This window comes from Nocardioides sp. JCM 18998 (genome assembly GCF_055391535.1).
Genome location: NZ_AP043886.1, coordinates 2,502,907 through 2,520,311 on the forward strand (window position 1 = coordinate 2,502,907; position 17,405 = coordinate 2,520,311).

A 17,405-nucleotide genomic window follows, 5' to 3' on the forward strand; every position below is an offset into this window, starting at 1 on the left:
GTTGAGCGCCGAGGGTGCGGCGCGCAACGATCGGGCATCGCCGACACCCCGCCGAACGCGGCGTTCGACGACGAGCCGGGCGTGTCCATCGAGGCCGAGACCGACGGCAGCGCCGACCCCACGGCGGGCCGCCGATCGCAGCTCGCAGTGTCACCGTGATGGTTTGCGGCACGAGTGACAGATCCCACGTGTCACCAATGCCCCGAACTGTCACCGTGACAGTTCGGAAGTGTCACCGTGACACTTCCGGCACCGGAGCCTCCGCCGATCCGAGCGCGGCCGAGCACCTCGCCTAAACTGGCAACGCGATGAGTGAGACTCCCCAGGCCCGCCCGGCCCAGACGATCCAAGAGACCGAGGAAGCGCTGCTCTCCCGGTGGCCCGAGACCCGCCTCGAGCCCAGCCTCGACCGGATCCGGGCGTTCACCGAGCTGCTCGGCGACCCGCAGCACACCTACCAGGTGGTGCACCTGACGGGCACCAACGGCAAGACGTCCACGGCGCGGATGATCGAGACCCTGCTCGGCGCCCTCGACCTGCGCACCGGCCGCTTCACCAGCCCCCACGTGGAGCGGATCAACGAGCGGATCAGCGTCGACGGTGAGCCGCTGAGCGACGAGGAGTTCGTCGCGGCGTTCAACGACGTCGCGCCCTACACGCACCTGGTCGACGAGGATCAGCCACACCCGCTCTCCTTCTTCGAGACGGTCGTCGCGATGGCGTTCGCCAAGTTCGCGGAGGCCCCGGTCGACGTCGCGGTCGTCGAGGTCGGCATGGGCGGCAGCTGGGACGCCACCAACGTCGCGGACGGCAACGTCGCGGTGATCACGCCGATCGGCCTCGACCACGCGCAGTACCTCGGCGACACGCCTGTCGCGATCGCCCAGGAGAAGGCCGGCATCATCAAGCCGGGCGCCGTCGTGGTGAGCGCCAAGCAGCTGCCCGAGGTGCGCGACGTGCTGCTCGCCCGCGCTGCCGAGGTCGGTGCCACGGTGGTCGAGGAGGACGTCGACTTCGGCGTGCTCAGCACCACTGCCGCGGTCGGCGGACAGGTGCTCGGCCTCCGCGGCCTGCGTGCGTCGTACGAGGAGCTCTTCCTCCCGCTCTACGGCGCCCACCAGGCCCAGAACGCGGCGCTGGCGCTGGCCGCGGTCGAGGCGCTACTCGGTGACCGCGAGAGCGAGCCGCTGTCGGCCGAGGTCGTCACCGACGCGTACGCCCGGGTCAGCTCGCCGGGTCGCCTCGAGATCGTCCGCTCCAGCCCCACGATCCTGCTCGACGCAGCGCACAACCCGCACGGTGCCGAGGCGACCGCGGCCGCGCTGGAGGACAGCTTCAGCTTCGAGTCCGTCATCGGCGTCGTCGGCGTGATGGGGGACAAGGACGTCGAGGGTCTGCTCGCGGTCTTCGAACCACACCTCGCACACCTCGTCGTCACCCAGAACAGCACCGAGCGCGCGATGCCCGCCCGCCGGCTGGCCGAGCTCGCCATCGAGATCTACGGCGAGGAGCGGGTCAGCGTCGTGCCGCGCCTGGACGACGCCATCGACGCGGCCGCCGCGCTGGCCGAGGACTCGGACAGCTCGATCAGCGGCGGAGCGGTGCTGGTCACCGGCTCGGTGGTCACCGTCGGCGAGGCCCGGGTCCTGCTACGCCGGAAGGGGGCTCGATGAGCGAGCCCGAGGTGCCGATCTCGCTGCCGGAGATCGAGTACGCCGACGACCGCGACAAGTCGCCGCGCCGGGGCATGGCCGCCGCGATCCTGGTGCTGCAGGGCATCACGCTCGGCCTGACGTCGCCGGTGCTGATCTCGATCGGCAACGTCTCCGCCAAGGTCGCCGTGCCGCTCGGCATCGGGCTCTGCGTCGTCTGCATCCTGCTCTCCGGGATGCTGCGCCACCGCTGGGCCTATGCGGCGGGGTGGCTGGTCCAGGTCGTGACGCTGGTGCTGGCGATCTGGGTGCACCTGATGCTGGTGCTCGGGGTCGTCTTCCTGGTCCTGTGGTGGGGCGCGATGGCGCTCTCGACCAAGATCGAGCGGGAGAAGGCCGCCGCGTACGCCGCCTACGACGCGCTCACCCCCGAGGAGCAGGCGCAGCAGGACCTCGCGGTGCAGCAGCACCGGCCGCCCGCGCGCGAGTGAGCACCGCCCGGGCGGCCTGGAGCTCGGCATCGGTGACCCCGCCGAGCCCGAGGTCTGGAGACCCGATCGACGAGCCGGAGGATGTGGCTGCGGGCATCTGGGGCGGCGTCATCCCGCTGCGGCGGAAGCGACTCGACGTGGTGACCTCGGCCGACTCGCACGGCGTAGTGCCGTCCGATGTCGCAATGCGGGCCGAGATGCTGCGATGAGGACCGCGATGCGGGCGCGCTGAGCGTGCCCGGATAATCTCGGCGCCATGACCGAGATCCAGCGCACCCTCGTCCTCGTCAAGCCGGACGGCGTCCGCCGCGGCCTCACCGGTGAGATCATCCGCCGGATCGAGGCGAAGGGGTACACCCTGGCCGCGCTCGAGCTGCGCAGCGCGACGCCCGAGCTGCTCGCCGCGCACTACGCGGAGCACGAGGGCAAGCCGTTCTACGGCCCGCTGGTGGAGTTCATGCTCTCCGGCCCGGTCGCCGCGATGGTCGTCGAGGGCCACCGTGTGATCGAGGGCTTCCGCTCGCTCGCCGGCACCACCGACCCGACCACCGCCGCGCCCGGCACCATCCGCGGCGACCTCGGCCGTGACTGGGGACTGGCCGTGCAGCAGAACCTCGTGCACGGATCGGACGCCGTCGAGTCCGCCGAGCGCGAGATCGGCATCTGGTTCCCCAACCTCTGATCCGTGCGCCCCGGGCGCCCGCCTCGCCTCCGAACCGCCCACCGGCACCGCCGGTGGGCGGTTCTGTCTTTAGTCAATGCGCGGAGCGAAACTTTCGAACATGATATTCGAAAATTACTCTTCCCAACGCGCGGACTTGCTGTGTAATCTCCGTCACACTTCCGGGTGAATTGTGTGCGAAGGAGCCACTTGATGCAGTCCAACATGCGCCGTGACAGGCGCGAAACTTTCGGTCGAGGTCTGGCAGCGGCGGCGGTGACAGGCGCGATCGTGCTGGGACCGCTCGTGCTCGTGCCCGGCGTGGCGCACGCCGAGGCGACATCCACGGACGGCGGCGTGGGCGTCACGACGGTCGCGTCGGCGAGCTTCGACGATCAGACGCTGGACGGCTTCTGGCCCGACGGCAACCAGAGCGGCAAGATCACGTTCGAGCACGTGGACGGTCCATCGACCAACTACGCGGCGCGACTGAACGGGCGTACGGCCAGCTTCGACTCGATCCAGACCGCTGGCGCGAGCGGCGGTGGCCTGGCGGGTATCGCGACCGGTGACGTGTTGACGGTCTCGGCGAGGGTGCGCCTGGTCCCAGGCGCGGCGCCGACGACGGCGAAGATCACCGCTCACGACGGCAGCGCGTACAACCAGGTCGTCGCGGCGACGGCCGTCACCGACGGTGCCTGGACCACCTTGAGCGGTACGTACACGGTGACCGACCCGTCGTCCCTGCAGTTCTACGTCGAGGGCCTGGCGGACGCGAACAACGCCTACAGCGACCTGTACATCGACGACTTCACCGTCACCAAGCCCGCTCCGACGGCCCACGTCATCAGCTCGACCTTCGAGGACGGCACCGTCGGTGCCTGGACCCCGCGCGACGACGGCCACGGCACCGCCACCCTCGGGGTCGTCTCCGACCCCGCCGACGCCACCAACCACGCCCTGCAGGCCACCGGCCGCGGCAGCTCCGGGCAGGGCGTCCTGACCGACGTCACCGGCAAGCTCACCCCGGGTGAGACGTACGACTTCAGCGGCGACGTCCGCTTCGCCGCAGGCCAGGCCGCGGACGAGGTGTGGCTCAGCCTGGCCAACACCGCGTCGGGTACGACCACCTACACCACGCTCGGCAAGTTCGCCGTCACCAACAGCGGCTGGACCCACGTCGACCAGCAGTTCACCATGCCGTCGGGCGACAGCGCGCAGCTCTACCTCGAGACGAAGTACAGCAGCAGCGGCACGGGCAACACCTCGGACATGCTGTTCGACAACCTGCAGGTCGAGCACGTCGACGTCGAGGTCCAGAACCTCACGCCGATCAAGGACACTCTGCCGTTCCCGGTCGGGGCGGCGGTCTCCGACCCGCAGATCTCGGGCGCCGCCGGCCAGCTGCTGGCCAAGCACTTCGACCAGGTCACGCCGGAGAACACGATGAAGCCGGAGTCGTGGTACGACGACGACGGCAACTTCGTGACCAGCAACCCCAGTGCCGACGCCCTGATGACGTACGCCCACGACAACGGCATGCGTCTCTACGGCCACAACCTGGCCTGGTACCAGCAGACGCCGGCCTGGTTCTTCAACGTCTCGCCGACCGACGACACCCCGTTGGGCGACAGCGAGGCCGACAAGCAGATCCTGCGTGACCGGCTCAAGCAGCACATCGACGACGTCGCCGCCTACCTGTCGCAGCCGAAGTTCGGGAAGTTCGGCAGCGCCACCAACCCGCTCGTCTCCTTCGACGTCGTCAACGAGGCCGTCTCCGACAACGTCGGCGACCCCGAGGGTCTGCGCCAGAGCCGCTGGTACCAGGTGCTCGGATCGGAGTACATCGAGGACGCGTTCAACGACGCCGACCAGGCGTTCAACCACACCTACGCCGCGGACGGCACCGATCGACCGATCGCCCTGTTCTACAACGACTACAACACCGAGCAGGCGGGCAAGCGCCAGCGGACGCTCGACCTCATCAACAGGCTGATCGCGGACGACGTCCCGATCGACGGCATCGGCCACCAGTTCCACGTCACGCTGTCCACGCCGGTCAGCAACCTGCGGGCCGCCATCGAGGCGTTCCAGCACATCGACACCGCCGCCTCGGCGGGCGGTCACGAGCTGCAGCAGGCCGTCACCGAGCTCGATGTCCCGACCGGCACCCCGGTGACGACCGCCAACCAGGTCGACCAGGGCTACTACTACAAGGCGGTCTTCGACATGCTCCGCGAGGAGTGGGCGACCGACCCGGACATCTTCTCGGCGACGGTCTGGGGCCTGGTCGACAGCCAGAGCTGGCGGCTGAGCTCCGGTGCTCCGCTGATCTTCACCGACACGCTGCAGGCGAAGCCGGCCTACTACGGCATCACCGACCAGGGCCTGCCGGCCAAGCAGCTCAGCGCCAACGTCTTCCAGCAGAGCGCCTCCGACGTCGATGCCGCCAGCGCCGGCACGGCGGCAGCCATCACCGGCGACGTCGAGTGGCGCCGGCTTCCGCTGCTCCCCGTCGGCGACGACGCCGGCTTCCAGCTCCGCTGGAGCGGCGACCACCTGACCGCGTACGTCTCCTCGACCGACGCCAGCGACGACGCGACCGACGCAGCCGGCTTCACCTGGGGCGACGGCTCCTCGACCGCCACGGTCACGCGTGACGGCAGCGTCACCGGGGCAGGCGTCCGTGCCAAGGTCACCTCGACGGCCACCGGTTGGTCGGCAGTGGTGGACCTCCCGGCCACGGGCCTCGACACCACCAGCACCCCGAAGCTCGACGTCACCGTCACCGACGGGACGCGTACGGCGGACTGGAACACCCCGGGCAGTCTCGGCACGTTGCAGCTGATCGAGCCGCTCTCGGTCACCACGATCCCGGAGGCCAGCACCACGCCGGTGATCGATGCGACCCTCGCCAAGGACCCGATCTGGGCCGAGGCGACCAGCGTCTCGCCCGGCAAGCTCATCCAGGGCACCGCAAGCGGCACGACGGCGAGGATCTACCAGCTGTGGAAGGGCCAGTACCTCTACATCCGAGCCGAGGTCAGCGACGCGACCGGCGCAGACCAGGGCGGCGACGCCTCGCCGAACGCCTACGAGCGCGACTCGCTGGAGATCTTCACCGACCCGGGCAACGCGAAGAACGGCTCCTACCGGGCCGACGACGCGCAGATGCGTCTCGGGGCCAACGGCGACGTCTCCTTCGGGGCAGGCGACTCCGAGGCCGCGCAGGGCGCGCGGCTGGAGCACTTCGCCCAGCGCGTCGACGGCGGCTACGTCATCGAGGCCCGCATCGATCTCAAGGACGGCAGCACCGGGGTCGGCGCCTTCGAAGGCCTCGACTACGAGATCAACGACGGCGTCGACGGCGCGCGTACGGCCAACTACGGCTGGGCCGAGCAGACCGGTGCCGCCTACCAGACCACCTCACGGTGGGGCGTCGCCCAGCTGGTGCCCGCTGCGGCCACAGGGGGCGACACCGGCGGGAGCACCGGCGGCGACCAGGGCGGAAGCACGGGTGGCAGCACGGGCGGGAACACGGGTGGCAGCACCGGTGGGAACACGGGTGGCAACACCGGTGGCAACACCGGTGGCAGCACGGGCGGCGACCAGGGCGGCACAACCCAGCACCCGGCCCACCCGACGCCGGTCCAGAAGGCCCAGATCAGGGTCCACCACGCCCAGGCCGCGGTGCGCTCGCTGAAGCAGCAGCTGCGTCACGCCGACGGCCCGAAGCAGGAGAAGCGGCTCCAGCGCAAGCTGAAGCAGGCCCAGGCCAAGGTCGCTCATGCCAAGTCGGCCCTCGCCAAGGCGAAGGCCAAGAACCACAAGTCGCACCACTGACGCTCGTGGTCTTGGGAGGATGACCGCATGAGCATCGACGCGCCCGGAACCGACGGCACCTCGGCCGAGCCGGAGGCCACCGCGGTGACGATCAACACCATCGCGCGCGAGGCCGGCGTCTCGGTCGCCACCGTGTCGAAGGTCGTCAACGGGCGCGTCGATGTCGCCTCCTCCACCCGGCTGCGGGTGGAGGAGGTCATCCAGCGGTACGGGTACAGGCCGCGTCGCGCCGCCAACGCGGCGGGGCCCGGTCTGCTGGAGCTGGTCTTCCACGAGCTCGACTCGCCGTGGGCGCTGGAGATCATCGCCAGCGTCGAGCGGATCGCCGGTCAGCACCGGATGGCCGTCGTCCTCTCCGAGCTCGGCGGCGCCCACCGGCCGCGCCAGCAATGGCTCGACGACGTCTTGCAGCGCCGCCCGCGCGGCGTGATCCTGGTCCAGTCCGAGCTCGGAGCCGACCAGTGCCGTCAGCTGGAGAGCCGCTCGATCCCGTACGTCATGGTCGACACCGCCGGCGAGCGACTGCCCGGCGTGCCCACGGTCGGCTCGGCCAACTGGGACGGCGGCCTGGCCGCCACCCGCCATCTGCTCGAGCTCGGGCACCGGCGGATCGCGATGATCTCCGGCCCCGACGACGTGCTGTGCAGCCGCGCGCGCGTCGACGGCTACCGCTCGGCGCTGGAGGAGGCAGGGGTCGAGCTCGACCCCTCCTTCATCCGCTACGGCGACTTCTACGTCGGCGGCGGCTACGACCACGGCCGCGAGCTGCTCGCCCGGCCCGACCGCCCGACCGCGATCTTCGCCGGCTCCGACTACACCGCGCTCGGGGTCATGCGCGCCGCTCGCGAGCTGGGACTCGGTGTCCCGGAGGACCTCTCCGTGGTCGGCTACGACAACCTGCCGGTCGCGGAGTGGACCTGGCCGATGCTCACCACGATCCACCAGCCGCTGGCCGAGATGGCGGCCAGCGCGACCCGGATGGTGCTCGCGATCGCCCAGGGCGAGCCGCCGGCCAGCCTGCGGATCGACCTGGCCACCGATCTGGTGGTGCGGGAGAGCACCGCGCCGCCTCGCGCCTGACCGCGACGTCGTACGGACGGCGCCCGCCGCCCGGCGTGCCTCACCAGAAACACCAGTCACGCCGCTTAGCCTCGTGAGCGGGTAGGCCAGCGGGGTGTCTGCCTGCTTCTTCCCCAGCACAGCAGCGAGGCAGATCCGTGGCGAACAGCTTGATCGGTCGTGACATGGCCGTCGACCTCGGCACCGCCAACACGCTCGTCTACGTGCGCGGCCGTGGCGTCCTGGTCGACGAGCCGAGCGTCGTCGCGCTCAACCAGACCACCGGCGAGGTGCTCGCCGTCGGGCACGAGGCCAAGCGGATGCTCGGCCGCACCCCCGACAACATCACCGCCATCCGCCCGCTCAAGGACGGCGTCATCGCCGACTTCGAGGCGACTGAGCAGATGCTGCGCTACTTCATCCAGCAGGTCCACCGCCGGCGCTACTTCGCCAAGCCGCGGATGGTGATCTGCGTCCCCTCGGGCATCACCGCCGTCGAGACCCGCGCGGTCAAGGAGGCCGGCTACCAGGCCGGCGCCCGCCAGGTCTTCATCGTCGAGGAGCCGATGGCCGCCGCGATCGGCGCCGGGCTCCCGGTCCACCTGCCCACCGGCAACATGGTCGTCGACGTGGGTGGTGGCACCACCGAGGTCGCCGTCATCTCGCTCGGCGGCATCGTCACGTCCCTGTCCGTGCGGACGGCCGGCGACGACCTGGACAACGCGATCGTGCAGTGGATGAAGAAGGAGCACGCGCTGCTCCTCGGCGAGCGCACCGCGGAGGAGGTCAAGATGAGCCTCGGCTCGGCCTGGCCGGCCGCGGAGGAGCCGGAGGCCGAGATCCGAGGTCGCGACATGGTCAGCGGCCTGCCCCGCACCGTCAGTGTCTCCAGCGCCGACATCCGGCACGCCCTCGAGGAGCCGGTCAGCGGCATCGTCGATGCCGTGCGGGCCACCCTCGACCAGACGCCGCCCGAGCTGGCCGGCGACATCATGGACCGCGGCATCGTCCTGACCGGCGGGGGAGCGCTGCTCAAGGGCCTCGACGAGCGCATCCGGCACGAGACCGGCATGCCGGTCCACGTCGCCGAGGACCCGCTCACCTCGGTCGCGCACGGCGCGGGACGCTGCGTCGAGGAGTTCGAGGCGCTGCAGAAGGTCCTCGTCACCGAGACCCGGCGCTGGTGATCGGTGGTGACCCGATGACCCAGCTGCAGAGCCGGCCCGACCGCAACCTCACCTCGCGACGCGAGGGCATCAACCGCCGCGGCAGCCTCGAGCCCCGCGACCCCCGCTCGCCACGACGCGCCACCGCCGTGGCGCTGCTGCTCGCCTGCGCCACCCTGATCACCCTCGACAAGACCGGCGGCGTGCTCGACCCGGCCCGCCGGGTCGCCGGCGAGGTCTTCGGGCCCGCCGAGTCCGCCGTCGCCACCGTCTCCCGCCCGATCACATCGGTGCCGGGGTGGTTCCGCACCCGTGACGGCCTCAGGAGCCGGATCGCGGACCTGCAGGAGCAGAACGCCAAGCTCCAGGAGCAGGTCCACACCGCCGACTTCGACCGCAACCGCCTGGCCGAGTACGACGGCCTGACCCGCACGGCCGAGAGCATCGGCTACGCCGTCGTGCCCGCTCGCGTGGTCGCGCTCGGCCCCGCGCAGTCCTTCCACCGCACCGCCACCATCGATGCCGGCTCCGCCTCGGGCGTGCGGCCCGACATGACGGTCGTCGCTGCCCAGGGCCTGGTCGGCCGGGTCCTGCGGGTCACCAGCACCACCGCCACCGTGCTGCTCATCACCGACGGCGACGCGACGGTCGGCGGCAGGGTCGGGTCCTCGATGAAGGTCGGCTTCGTGCACGGCGACAGCGACCTCGGCGACGCCACCTCGAACCAGCTCGAGCTCCAGCTCGTCGACCAGTCGGCGGTCCCCAGCAGCGGAGACACCGTCGTCACCTGGGGGTCGGCCAAGGCCGCCCCGTACGTCTCCGGCGTGCCGATCGGCCAGGTCACCTCGGTCTACTCCAGCGTGCGGGACTCCTCGACGACAGCGGCGATCAAGCCGTTCGTCGACTTCGGCGCGCTCGACCTGGTCGGCGTCGTCGTGCCCAGCGGCACCAAGAGCGACCGAGCCGTCATCGACGCCGACGGAAGGCTGAAGAAGTGAGCGCGCGGATGTGGACGATGAGCGGCCTGCTCGTCGCGATCGCGCTGGTCCTCCAGGTCAGCCTCTTCGACGCGTTCGCCTGGCAGGGTGTGGTGCCCAACCTCGTCCTCATGGTCGTCGTCGCCGGGGCGCTCTCCCGCGGTGGTCAGGCCGGCATGGTGCTCGGCTTTGCCGCCGGCCTCGTGCTGGACATCGCCCCGCCCGCCGACACCGTCGCCGGCCGCTGGGCCCTCGCGCTGCTGGTCGCGGGGTACGTCGCCGGCCGCTTCCGCCAGGACGCCAGTCTTCCCGGTGGCCGCCCCAGCGTCGCCGCCGTGGTGGCGACCATGGCGGCCTGCTCCTTCGTCGCGACCAGCATCTTCGCGCTCACCGGCATGCTGCTGCAGGACCCCGCCCTCGGCTTCGGCGAGGTGCTGCGGGTGATCGGCATCGGCCTCTTCTGGGACCTGCTGCTCACCCCGATCGTCCTGCCGGCCCTGCTGGCCCTCTACCAGCGCGCCGACGTCGAGGCGCGCCGCGCCGCCTGACCCTGATGGATCTCGGATGAGCACTTCCTCGAACCGCACCAGCCGCCTGCGCCTGATCGTCCTGCAGGCGCTGGTCCTGTCCCTGTTCGCCACCCTCGGGGTCCGGCTCTGGTACCTCCAGGTCGCGCATGGCTCGACCTATCGCGCGGCCGCTGCATCACAGTCCGTCCGCGACGTGATCGAGCAGCCGACCCGTGGCCTGATCGTCGACGACATGGGCCGCCCGCTGGTCTCCAACCGCACCTCGTGGGTCGTCAGCATCGACAAGACCACCCTCGCCGGGCTGTCGGAGGACGACCAGGCGACGCTGCTCACGCGGGTCGCCGACGCCACCGGCGAGAAGGTCAAGGAGATCAAGCTCGCCCTGGCAGGCTGGAACGGCTCGGCGTACCAGCCCGTCCCGATCGCCGAGGACGTGAAGCAGCAGGTCGCGCTGCGGATCCTCGAGCAGCCCGAGGACTACCCGGGCGTCGTCGCCGACCAACAGACCGTGCGCTCGTACCCCCGTCCCTACGGCGTCAACGCCGCGGGCGTCCTCGGCTACCTCAGCCCGATCACCGCCGACGAGTACGACCAGGCGAAGTCCGACAAGGACCAGTCGCTCAACGCCACCTCCGTCGTCGGGCGTGCCGGCGTGGAGAAGGAGTACGACAAGTGGCTGCGCGGCATGCCGGGCCACAAGTCGGTCGCGGTCGACTCGTTGGGACGCGAGCTCGGGGATACTTCCGAGGTGCCCTCGCAGCCCGGTGACACGCTCGTGACCAGCATCGACGCCAAGGTCCAGGCGACCGCCGAGACCGAGCTGCACGACGCGATCACGTCCGCGCGCGCCACCTACGACCCGGTCACGCACAAGAACTACGTCGCCGACTCCGGCGCCGTCGTGGTGATGGAGGCGAAGACCGGCCGCGTCGTCGCGATGGCCAGCGAGCCCACGTACGACCCGTCGGTCTGGGTCGGCGGCATCAGCCAGAAGCAGCTCGACGCGCTCTACTCCAAGAAGTCCGGCGACCCGCTGCTCTCGCGTGCCACCCAGGGCCAGTTCGCGCCGGGCTCGACCTGGAAGCCGATCATGACCACGGGCGCGATCACCGGCGGGATGTCGACCGACACCCACCTCACGTGCGGCCCGGGCCTACAGATCGGCAACCGGTACTTCAAGAACTACGAGTCGGAGTCCTACGGCTCGATCAGCTTCGCCGAGGCGCTCAACGTCTCCTGCGACACGTTCTTCTACCAGGTGGGCCTGCACTTCTGGAACAAGTACGGCTCCGACCCGACCGACGTGCACGCCAAGGACCCGCTCGCCGCCGCCGCGCACTCGTTCGGCTTCGGCAAGCCCACCGGGATCGACATCCCGGGAGAGGCCAGCGGCCGCGTCGGCGACCGGGTCTGGCGCGCCGACTACTACAAGGCGATGAAGAGCTACTACTGCACGATGGACCGCAAGGGCACCGGCTCGACGGCGTTCCTCAAGCTCTTCGCGCACGAGTTCTGCCTGCAGGGCAACTACTTCCGCCAGGGCGACTCGGCGAACTTCACCATCGGTCAGGGCGACACCATGGTCACCCCCCTCCAGCTGGCGCGGGCCTACAGCGCGCTGGCCAACGGCGGCACGCTCTACCAGCCGACCATCGGCAAGGCGATCGTCGCCGCCGACGGCACCGTGCTCAAGACGATCAAGCCGAAGGTCGTACGCCACGTCGCGGTCTCGAAGAAGGCGATCGACTACGTCAACACCGCCCTCCTGGGCACGCTGACGGCGCACGGCAGCTTCAACGGCACCCTGGCTTGGAAGTTCGGCGGCTTCCCGCTCGACCAGATCCCGCTGCGCGGCAAGACCGGCTCGGCCGAGGTCGAGGGCAAGCAGTCCACCTCGTGGGTCGCGACCTACGACAAGGACTACGTCGTGATCATGGTCGTCACCCAGGCCGGTACCGGGTCCGGCACCTCCGGGCCGGCGGTCCGCGCGATCTGGGAGAGCCTGTACGGCGTCCAGGGCGACGAGAACACCACCCAGACCGTCGATGAGTCGAAGGCGATCATCCCCGGCGTGACCCCGCCGGCGGGGCTGCCCACCTTCGCCCAGGACGGCTCGATCCTGCCGCCCGTACGGGACAAGAAGTCAGACACCGGGAAGGCGACCAGGAAGTGACCCGTCTCCTTAAGCTCGATCTGGTCCTGAGCGCCGCGGTCGCGGCGCTCCTGGTCCTCTCCACGCTGCTGGTCTGGTCGGCCACCGCCCACCATCCCGATCTCACCGGCGGCGACTCGACGGCGTTCGTCCGCAAGCACGTGATCAACATCGCGATCGGCCTCGGCCTGATGGCGGCGGTCTTCGCCACCGACCACCGCTGGGTGCGGATCCTGGCCCCGCTCGTCTACGTCGCCTCGCTCGGCGGCCTGGTCGCGGTGCTGGTGATGGGGAGCACCATCAACGGCTCCAAGTCGTGGATCAACCTCGGCGGGATGTCGATCCAGCCCAGCGAGTTCGCCAAGCTGGCCGTGGTGATCGGGATGGCGCTGGTCCTCGCCGAGCGGACCGAGGGCCGCTGGCGCGCCCGGGTCGGCACCGGCGACGTGGTCGCGATGCTGCTGGTCGCCGCCGTCCCCGCCGGCCTGATCATCCTGCAGCCGGACCTCGGCACCATGCTCGTCCTCTCCGCGACGGTCTTCGGCGTCCTGGCCGCGGCCGGCACGCCGCGGCGCTGGCTGGCACTGCTCTTCGCGGGCGGCATCGCCGCGGCGGCCGCGGTGGTCTCCGGCGGGCTGCTGAAGGAGTACCAGATCCACCGCTTCATGGCGTTCACCGATCCCTCGCTCGACCCGAAGGGCGCCGGCTACAACGTGCAGCAGGCGCGGATCGCGATCGGCGACGGCGGTCTGTTCGGCCAGGGGCTGCTGCACGGCTCGCAGACCCGGGGAGGCTACGTCCCCGAGCAGCACACCGACTTCATCTTCACCGTGGCCGGGGAGGAGCTCGGCCTGGTCGGTGCAGGGGTCCTGATCGCGCTGCTGGCGATCGTGATCTGGCGGGCGCTGCGGATCGCGTCGCGCACCGACGACCTCTTCGGCCGGGTCGCCGCGGCGGGCATCGCCTGCTGGTTCGGCTTCCAGGCGTTCCAGAACATCGGGATGTGCCTCGGCATCATGCCGGTCACCGGAGTGCCGCTGCCGTTCGTCTCCTACGGCGGCTCGTCGATGTTCGCGGGCCTGCTGGCGATCGGGCTGTTGCAGAACATCCATGCCCGTACGGTCGCGCCCGCCGCCGTCCGCCTGGCCGCTGCACCGAGGCCCTTGCCGGGCTGGTAAACTGGTTGTCGATGACAACCAACGAAGCCACCATCTCGACGGCCGGCCACGCGGCCCCCGGTGAGTACAGCCACAAGCAGATCCTCACCATCCTCACCGGCCTCCTGCTCGGGATGTTCCTGGGCTCGCTCGACCAGACGATCGTCAGCACGTCCATCCGGACCATCGCCGACGATCTGCACGGTCTCGACGCGCAGGCCTGGGTGACCACCGCGTACCTGATCACCTCGACGATCACCACCCCGATCTACGGCAAGCTCGGCGACCTGTGGGGTCGCAAGAAGCTGTTCATGTTCGCGATCAGCATCTTCATCCTCGGCTCGGTGCTCTGCACCTTCGCCACCTCGATGTACGAGCTCGCCGCCTTCCGCGCCTTCCAGGGCCTGGGTGCCGGCGGTCTCTTCACCCTCGTGCTCGCCATCATCGGCGACATCGTCAGCCCGCGCGAGCGGGCCAAGTACACCGGCTACTTCATGGCCACCTTCGGCACCTCGAGCGTGCTCGGCCCGGTCATCGGCGGCTTCTTCGCCGGTGCCAGCACCATCCTCGGCATCGCCGGCTGGCGCTGGGTCTTCCTGGTCAACGTGCCGATCGGCATCGTGGCGCTGATCGTCGTCTTCCGTACGCTGCACGTGCACCACGTCCCGCGCAAGGCGCGCATCGACTTCCTCGGCGCGATCGCCCTCGTCGTCTGCCTGGTGCCGCTGCTGACCGTGGCCGAGCAGGGCCAGCGCTGGGGCTGGGGCTCGACCAAGTCGATCGTGTGCTTCGTCGTCGGTGCGGCCGGCCTGGTGTTCTTCATCGCCGCCGAGGCCTACATGAAGGACTCGGCGCTGATCCCGCTGCGGCTCTTCCGGATCAAGGCCGCCTGGGTCACGGTCGTGGCCAGCGTGCTGGTCGGCATGGCGCTCTTCGGCGGCATGATGATGCTCCCGCTCTACCTGCAGATCGTGCACGGCGCCTCGCCGACCGAGTCCGGCCTGCTGATGCTGCCGATGGTCCTGGGGCTGATGTCGGCGGCGATGATCTCCGGAAAGATCACCTCCAAGACCGGACGTCCGCGGATCTTCCCGATCGCCGGCTCCCTCATCATGGCGGTGGGCTTCTTCCTGCTGACCCAGGTCAGCGCCGGTACTCCGCTCCCGCTGGTGATGGTGTTCATGCTCATCGTCGGGTTCGGCGTCGGCAACTGCATGCAGCCGCTCATCCTCACGGTGCAGAGCGCCGTGCCGCCGCAGGAGATCGGCGTCGCCACCGCGTCGGCGACCTTCTTCCGTCAGATGGGCGGCACCATCGGCGTTGCGGTCTTCCTCTCGATCCTCTTCGGCACCGTGGGCGGACACATCGCCGACGCGTTCCACGACGAGGCTCCGAAGATCCAGGCGGCCGTGCAGTCGGGACAGTTCGTGCCCAACGCGCTGGACAAGCAGGTCCTGGCCGGCGACCCGAAGGTGACCGAGGAGTTCAACAAGGACTCCTCGATCATCAACCAGATGAGCCCGGAGGTCGCGCACCCGTTCAAGGTCGGCTTCACCGACTCGATGACCAAGGTCTTCTGGATCACCGGTGGCGTCGGGGTGCTGGCCTTCCTGATCCTGCTGATGATGCCCGAGGTGGTGCTGCGCAACAGCTCGGCGTCGTCGGCCGCCGCGGCCCAGCGGGCAGCGGCCGCGGAGTCTGCCGGCTGAGGCCTACGCGGGTAGCATCGGTCGGGTGTCCAGCAGCGTCTTCCCCCGTCTCGAGCCCCGTCTGACCTCGGTCGCCAAGCCGATCCAGTACGTCGGAGGCGAGCTCAACTCCACGGTGAAGGACTGGGACTGTGGCGAGCAGGCCGGGACCGGTCCCACCGTCAGGTGGGCGCTCATGTACCCCGACGCGTACGAGGTCGGCCTGCCCAACCAGGGCGTCGCGATCCTGTACGAGGTGCTCAACGAGCGTGACTGGATCGTGGCCGAGCGCACCTACTCGGTGTGGCCGGACATGGAGCAGGTCATGCGTACGGGCGACGAGCTCGGCCCGATCCCGCAGTTCACCGTCGACGCCCACCGCCCGGTCGGCGACTTCGACCTGTTCGGGATGAGCTTCTCCACCGAGCTCGGCTACACCAACATGCTCAACGCGCTCGACCTGGCGCAGATCCCGCTGCGCGCGGCCGACCGCGGTCTCGATCACCCGATCGTGATCGCGGGCGGTCACGCCGCGTTCAACCCCGAGCCGATCGCCGACTTCATCGACTGCGCCGTCCTGGGGGACGGCGAGGAGATCGTGCTGGCGATCTCCGAGGTGGTGCGCGAGTGGAAGGAAGAGCGCAGCCGTCCCGGCGGCGAGCATCTGGACAGGGACGAGCTGCTGCGCCGCCTCGCCGTCTCCGGCGGCGTCTACGTGCCGCGCTTCTACGACGTCACCTACGCCGAGGACGGCGCCATCGAGGCCGTCGTCCCCAACCGGCCGGGCATCCCGTGGCGGGTCAGCAAGCACACCCTGATGGACCTCGACGCCTGGCCCTACCCGGCCAAGCCGCTGGTGCCGCTCGCCGAGACCGTGCACGAGCGCTTCTCCGTCGAGATCTTCCGCGGCTGCACCCGCGGCTGCCGCTTCTGCCAGGCCGGCATGATCACCCGCCCGGTTCGCGAGCGCTCGATCAACACCATCGGCGCGATGGTCGAGAACGGCATCCGCAAGTCCGGCTTCGAGGAGGTCGGCCTGCTCTCGCTGTCGAGCGCCGACCACACCGAGATCGGCGACATCGCCACCGGTCTGGCCGACCGCTACGAGGGCAAGAACGTCTCGCTCTCGCTGCCCTCCACCCGCGTCGACGCCTTCAACATCACCCTCGCCAACGAGTTCTCCCGCAACGGCCGGCGCTCGGGTCTGACCTTCGCCCCCGAGGGCGGCTCGGACCGGATGCGCGCCGTGATCAACAAGATGGTGTCGGAGGAGGACCTGATCCGGACGGTCTCCACCGCCTACGCGCACGGCTGGCGCCAGGTGAAGCTCTACTTCATGTGTGGCCTGCCGACCGAGACCGACGAGGACGTCCTCGCGATCGCCGACCTGGCGAAGAAGGTCATCGCCGAGGGTCGTGCGGTCACGGGCCGCAACGACATCCGCTGCACCGTCTCGATCGGCGGCTTCGTGCCGAAGCCGCACACGCCCTTCCAGTGGGCGGCCCAGCTCGACCACGAGACGACCGACCACCGCCTCAAGCGGCTGCGCGACGTCGTCCGGGACGACAAGCGGTTCGGCCGCGCCATCGGCTTCCGCTACCACGACGGCAAGCCCGGCATCGTCGAGGGCCTGCTCTCGCGCGGCGACCGCCGGGTCGGACGGATCATCGAGGAGGTGTGGCGCGACGGCGGCCGCTTCGACGGTTGGAGCGAGCACTTCTCGTACGACCGCTGGATGGAGTCCGCCGTGAAGGGCCTCGAGGGCACCGGCGTCTCGGTCGATTGGTTCACCACCCGTGAGCGCGAGTACGACGAGATCCTGCCCTGGGACCACCTCGACTCCGGTCTCGACAAGGACTGGCTGTGGGGTGACTGGGAGGACGCGCTCGCGGCCGCCCGCGGCGAGGACATCGAGATCGAGGACTGCCGCTGGACCCCGTGCTACGACTGCGGCGTCTGCCCGGAGATGGGCACCGAGATCCAGATCGGCCCGACCGGGCAGAAGCTCCTCCCGCTCTCGGTCGTCTGA

Annotated in this window: 12 protein-coding genes; all 12 read left to right on the top strand. The window is 70.0% G+C overall.

All coding sequences use genetic code 11. The annotated features are described in order from the left end of the window. Positions 1-308: 308 nt before the first annotated feature. The gene (locus ACZ5L9_RS11765; RefSeq protein WP_464527855.1) at positions 309-1,673 is read left to right on the top strand and encodes a bifunctional folylpolyglutamate synthase/dihydrofolate synthase; all 1,365 of its coding nucleotides are present in this window, start codon (positions 309-311) and stop codon (positions 1,671-1,673) included. Continuing rightward, entirely contained in the window at positions 1,670-2,143 is a 474-nt protein-coding gene (locus ACZ5L9_RS11770; RefSeq protein WP_464527857.1) for a DUF4233 domain-containing protein, read from the top strand. The genes ACZ5L9_RS11765 and ACZ5L9_RS11770 overlap by 4 nt, the downstream gene beginning before the upstream one ends. A 256-nt stretch (positions 2,144-2,399) precedes the next feature. After that, positions 2,400-2,825 (top strand): nucleoside-diphosphate kinase, encoded by a 426-nt coding sequence (gene ndk / locus ACZ5L9_RS11775; protein ID WP_464527860.1) that lies wholly within the window; start codon positions 2,400-2,402, stop codon positions 2,823-2,825. 270 nt (positions 2,826-3,095) lie between these two features. After that, positions 3,096-6,647, top strand: a complete 3,552-nt coding sequence (locus ACZ5L9_RS11780) for an endo-1,4-beta-xylanase (protein ID WP_464527862.1) — start codon at positions 3,096-3,098, stop codon at positions 6,645-6,647. 27 nt (positions 6,648-6,674) lie between these two features. Further along, a complete protein-coding gene (locus ACZ5L9_RS11785) occupies positions 6,675-7,727 on the top strand; it encodes a LacI family DNA-binding transcriptional regulator (RefSeq protein ID WP_464527864.1) in 1,053 nt (350 codons plus the stop codon). A 137-nt stretch (positions 7,728-7,864) separates the two neighbouring features. Beyond that, a complete protein-coding gene (locus tag ACZ5L9_RS11790) occupies positions 7,865-8,893 on the top strand; it encodes a rod shape-determining protein (RefSeq protein WP_464527866.1) in 1,029 nt (342 codons plus the stop codon). 14 nt (positions 8,894-8,907) lie between these two features. Further along, a complete protein-coding gene (gene mreC / locus ACZ5L9_RS11795) occupies positions 8,908-9,870 on the top strand; it encodes a rod shape-determining protein MreC (protein ID WP_464527867.1) in 963 nt (320 codons plus the stop codon). After that, positions 9,867-10,397: a rod shape-determining protein MreD gene (gene mreD / locus ACZ5L9_RS11800; RefSeq protein WP_464527868.1), complete on the top strand. Its 531-nt coding sequence runs from the start codon at positions 9,867-9,869 to the stop codon at positions 10,395-10,397. The genes mreC and mreD overlap by 4 nt, the downstream gene beginning before the upstream one ends. Before the next feature lie 16 nt (positions 10,398-10,413). Beyond that, positions 10,414-12,552: a penicillin-binding protein 2 gene (mrdA, locus tag ACZ5L9_RS11805; RefSeq protein ID WP_464527869.1), complete on the top strand. Its 2,139-nt coding sequence runs from the start codon at positions 10,414-10,416 to the stop codon at positions 12,550-12,552. Continuing rightward, entirely contained in the window at positions 12,549-13,709 is a 1,161-nt protein-coding gene (gene rodA, locus ACZ5L9_RS11810) for a rod shape-determining protein RodA (RefSeq protein ID WP_464527870.1), read from the top strand. The genes mrdA and rodA overlap by 4 nt, the downstream gene beginning before the upstream one ends. 11 nt (positions 13,710-13,720) lie before the next feature. Further along, entirely contained in the window at positions 13,721-15,397 is a 1,677-nt protein-coding gene (locus tag ACZ5L9_RS11815; protein WP_464527871.1) for an MDR family MFS transporter, read from the top strand. Between the two features lie 25 nt (positions 15,398-15,422). After that, positions 15,423-17,405, top strand: a complete 1,983-nt coding sequence (locus tag ACZ5L9_RS11820) for a TIGR03960 family B12-binding radical SAM protein (protein ID WP_464527874.1) — start codon at positions 15,423-15,425, stop codon at positions 17,403-17,405.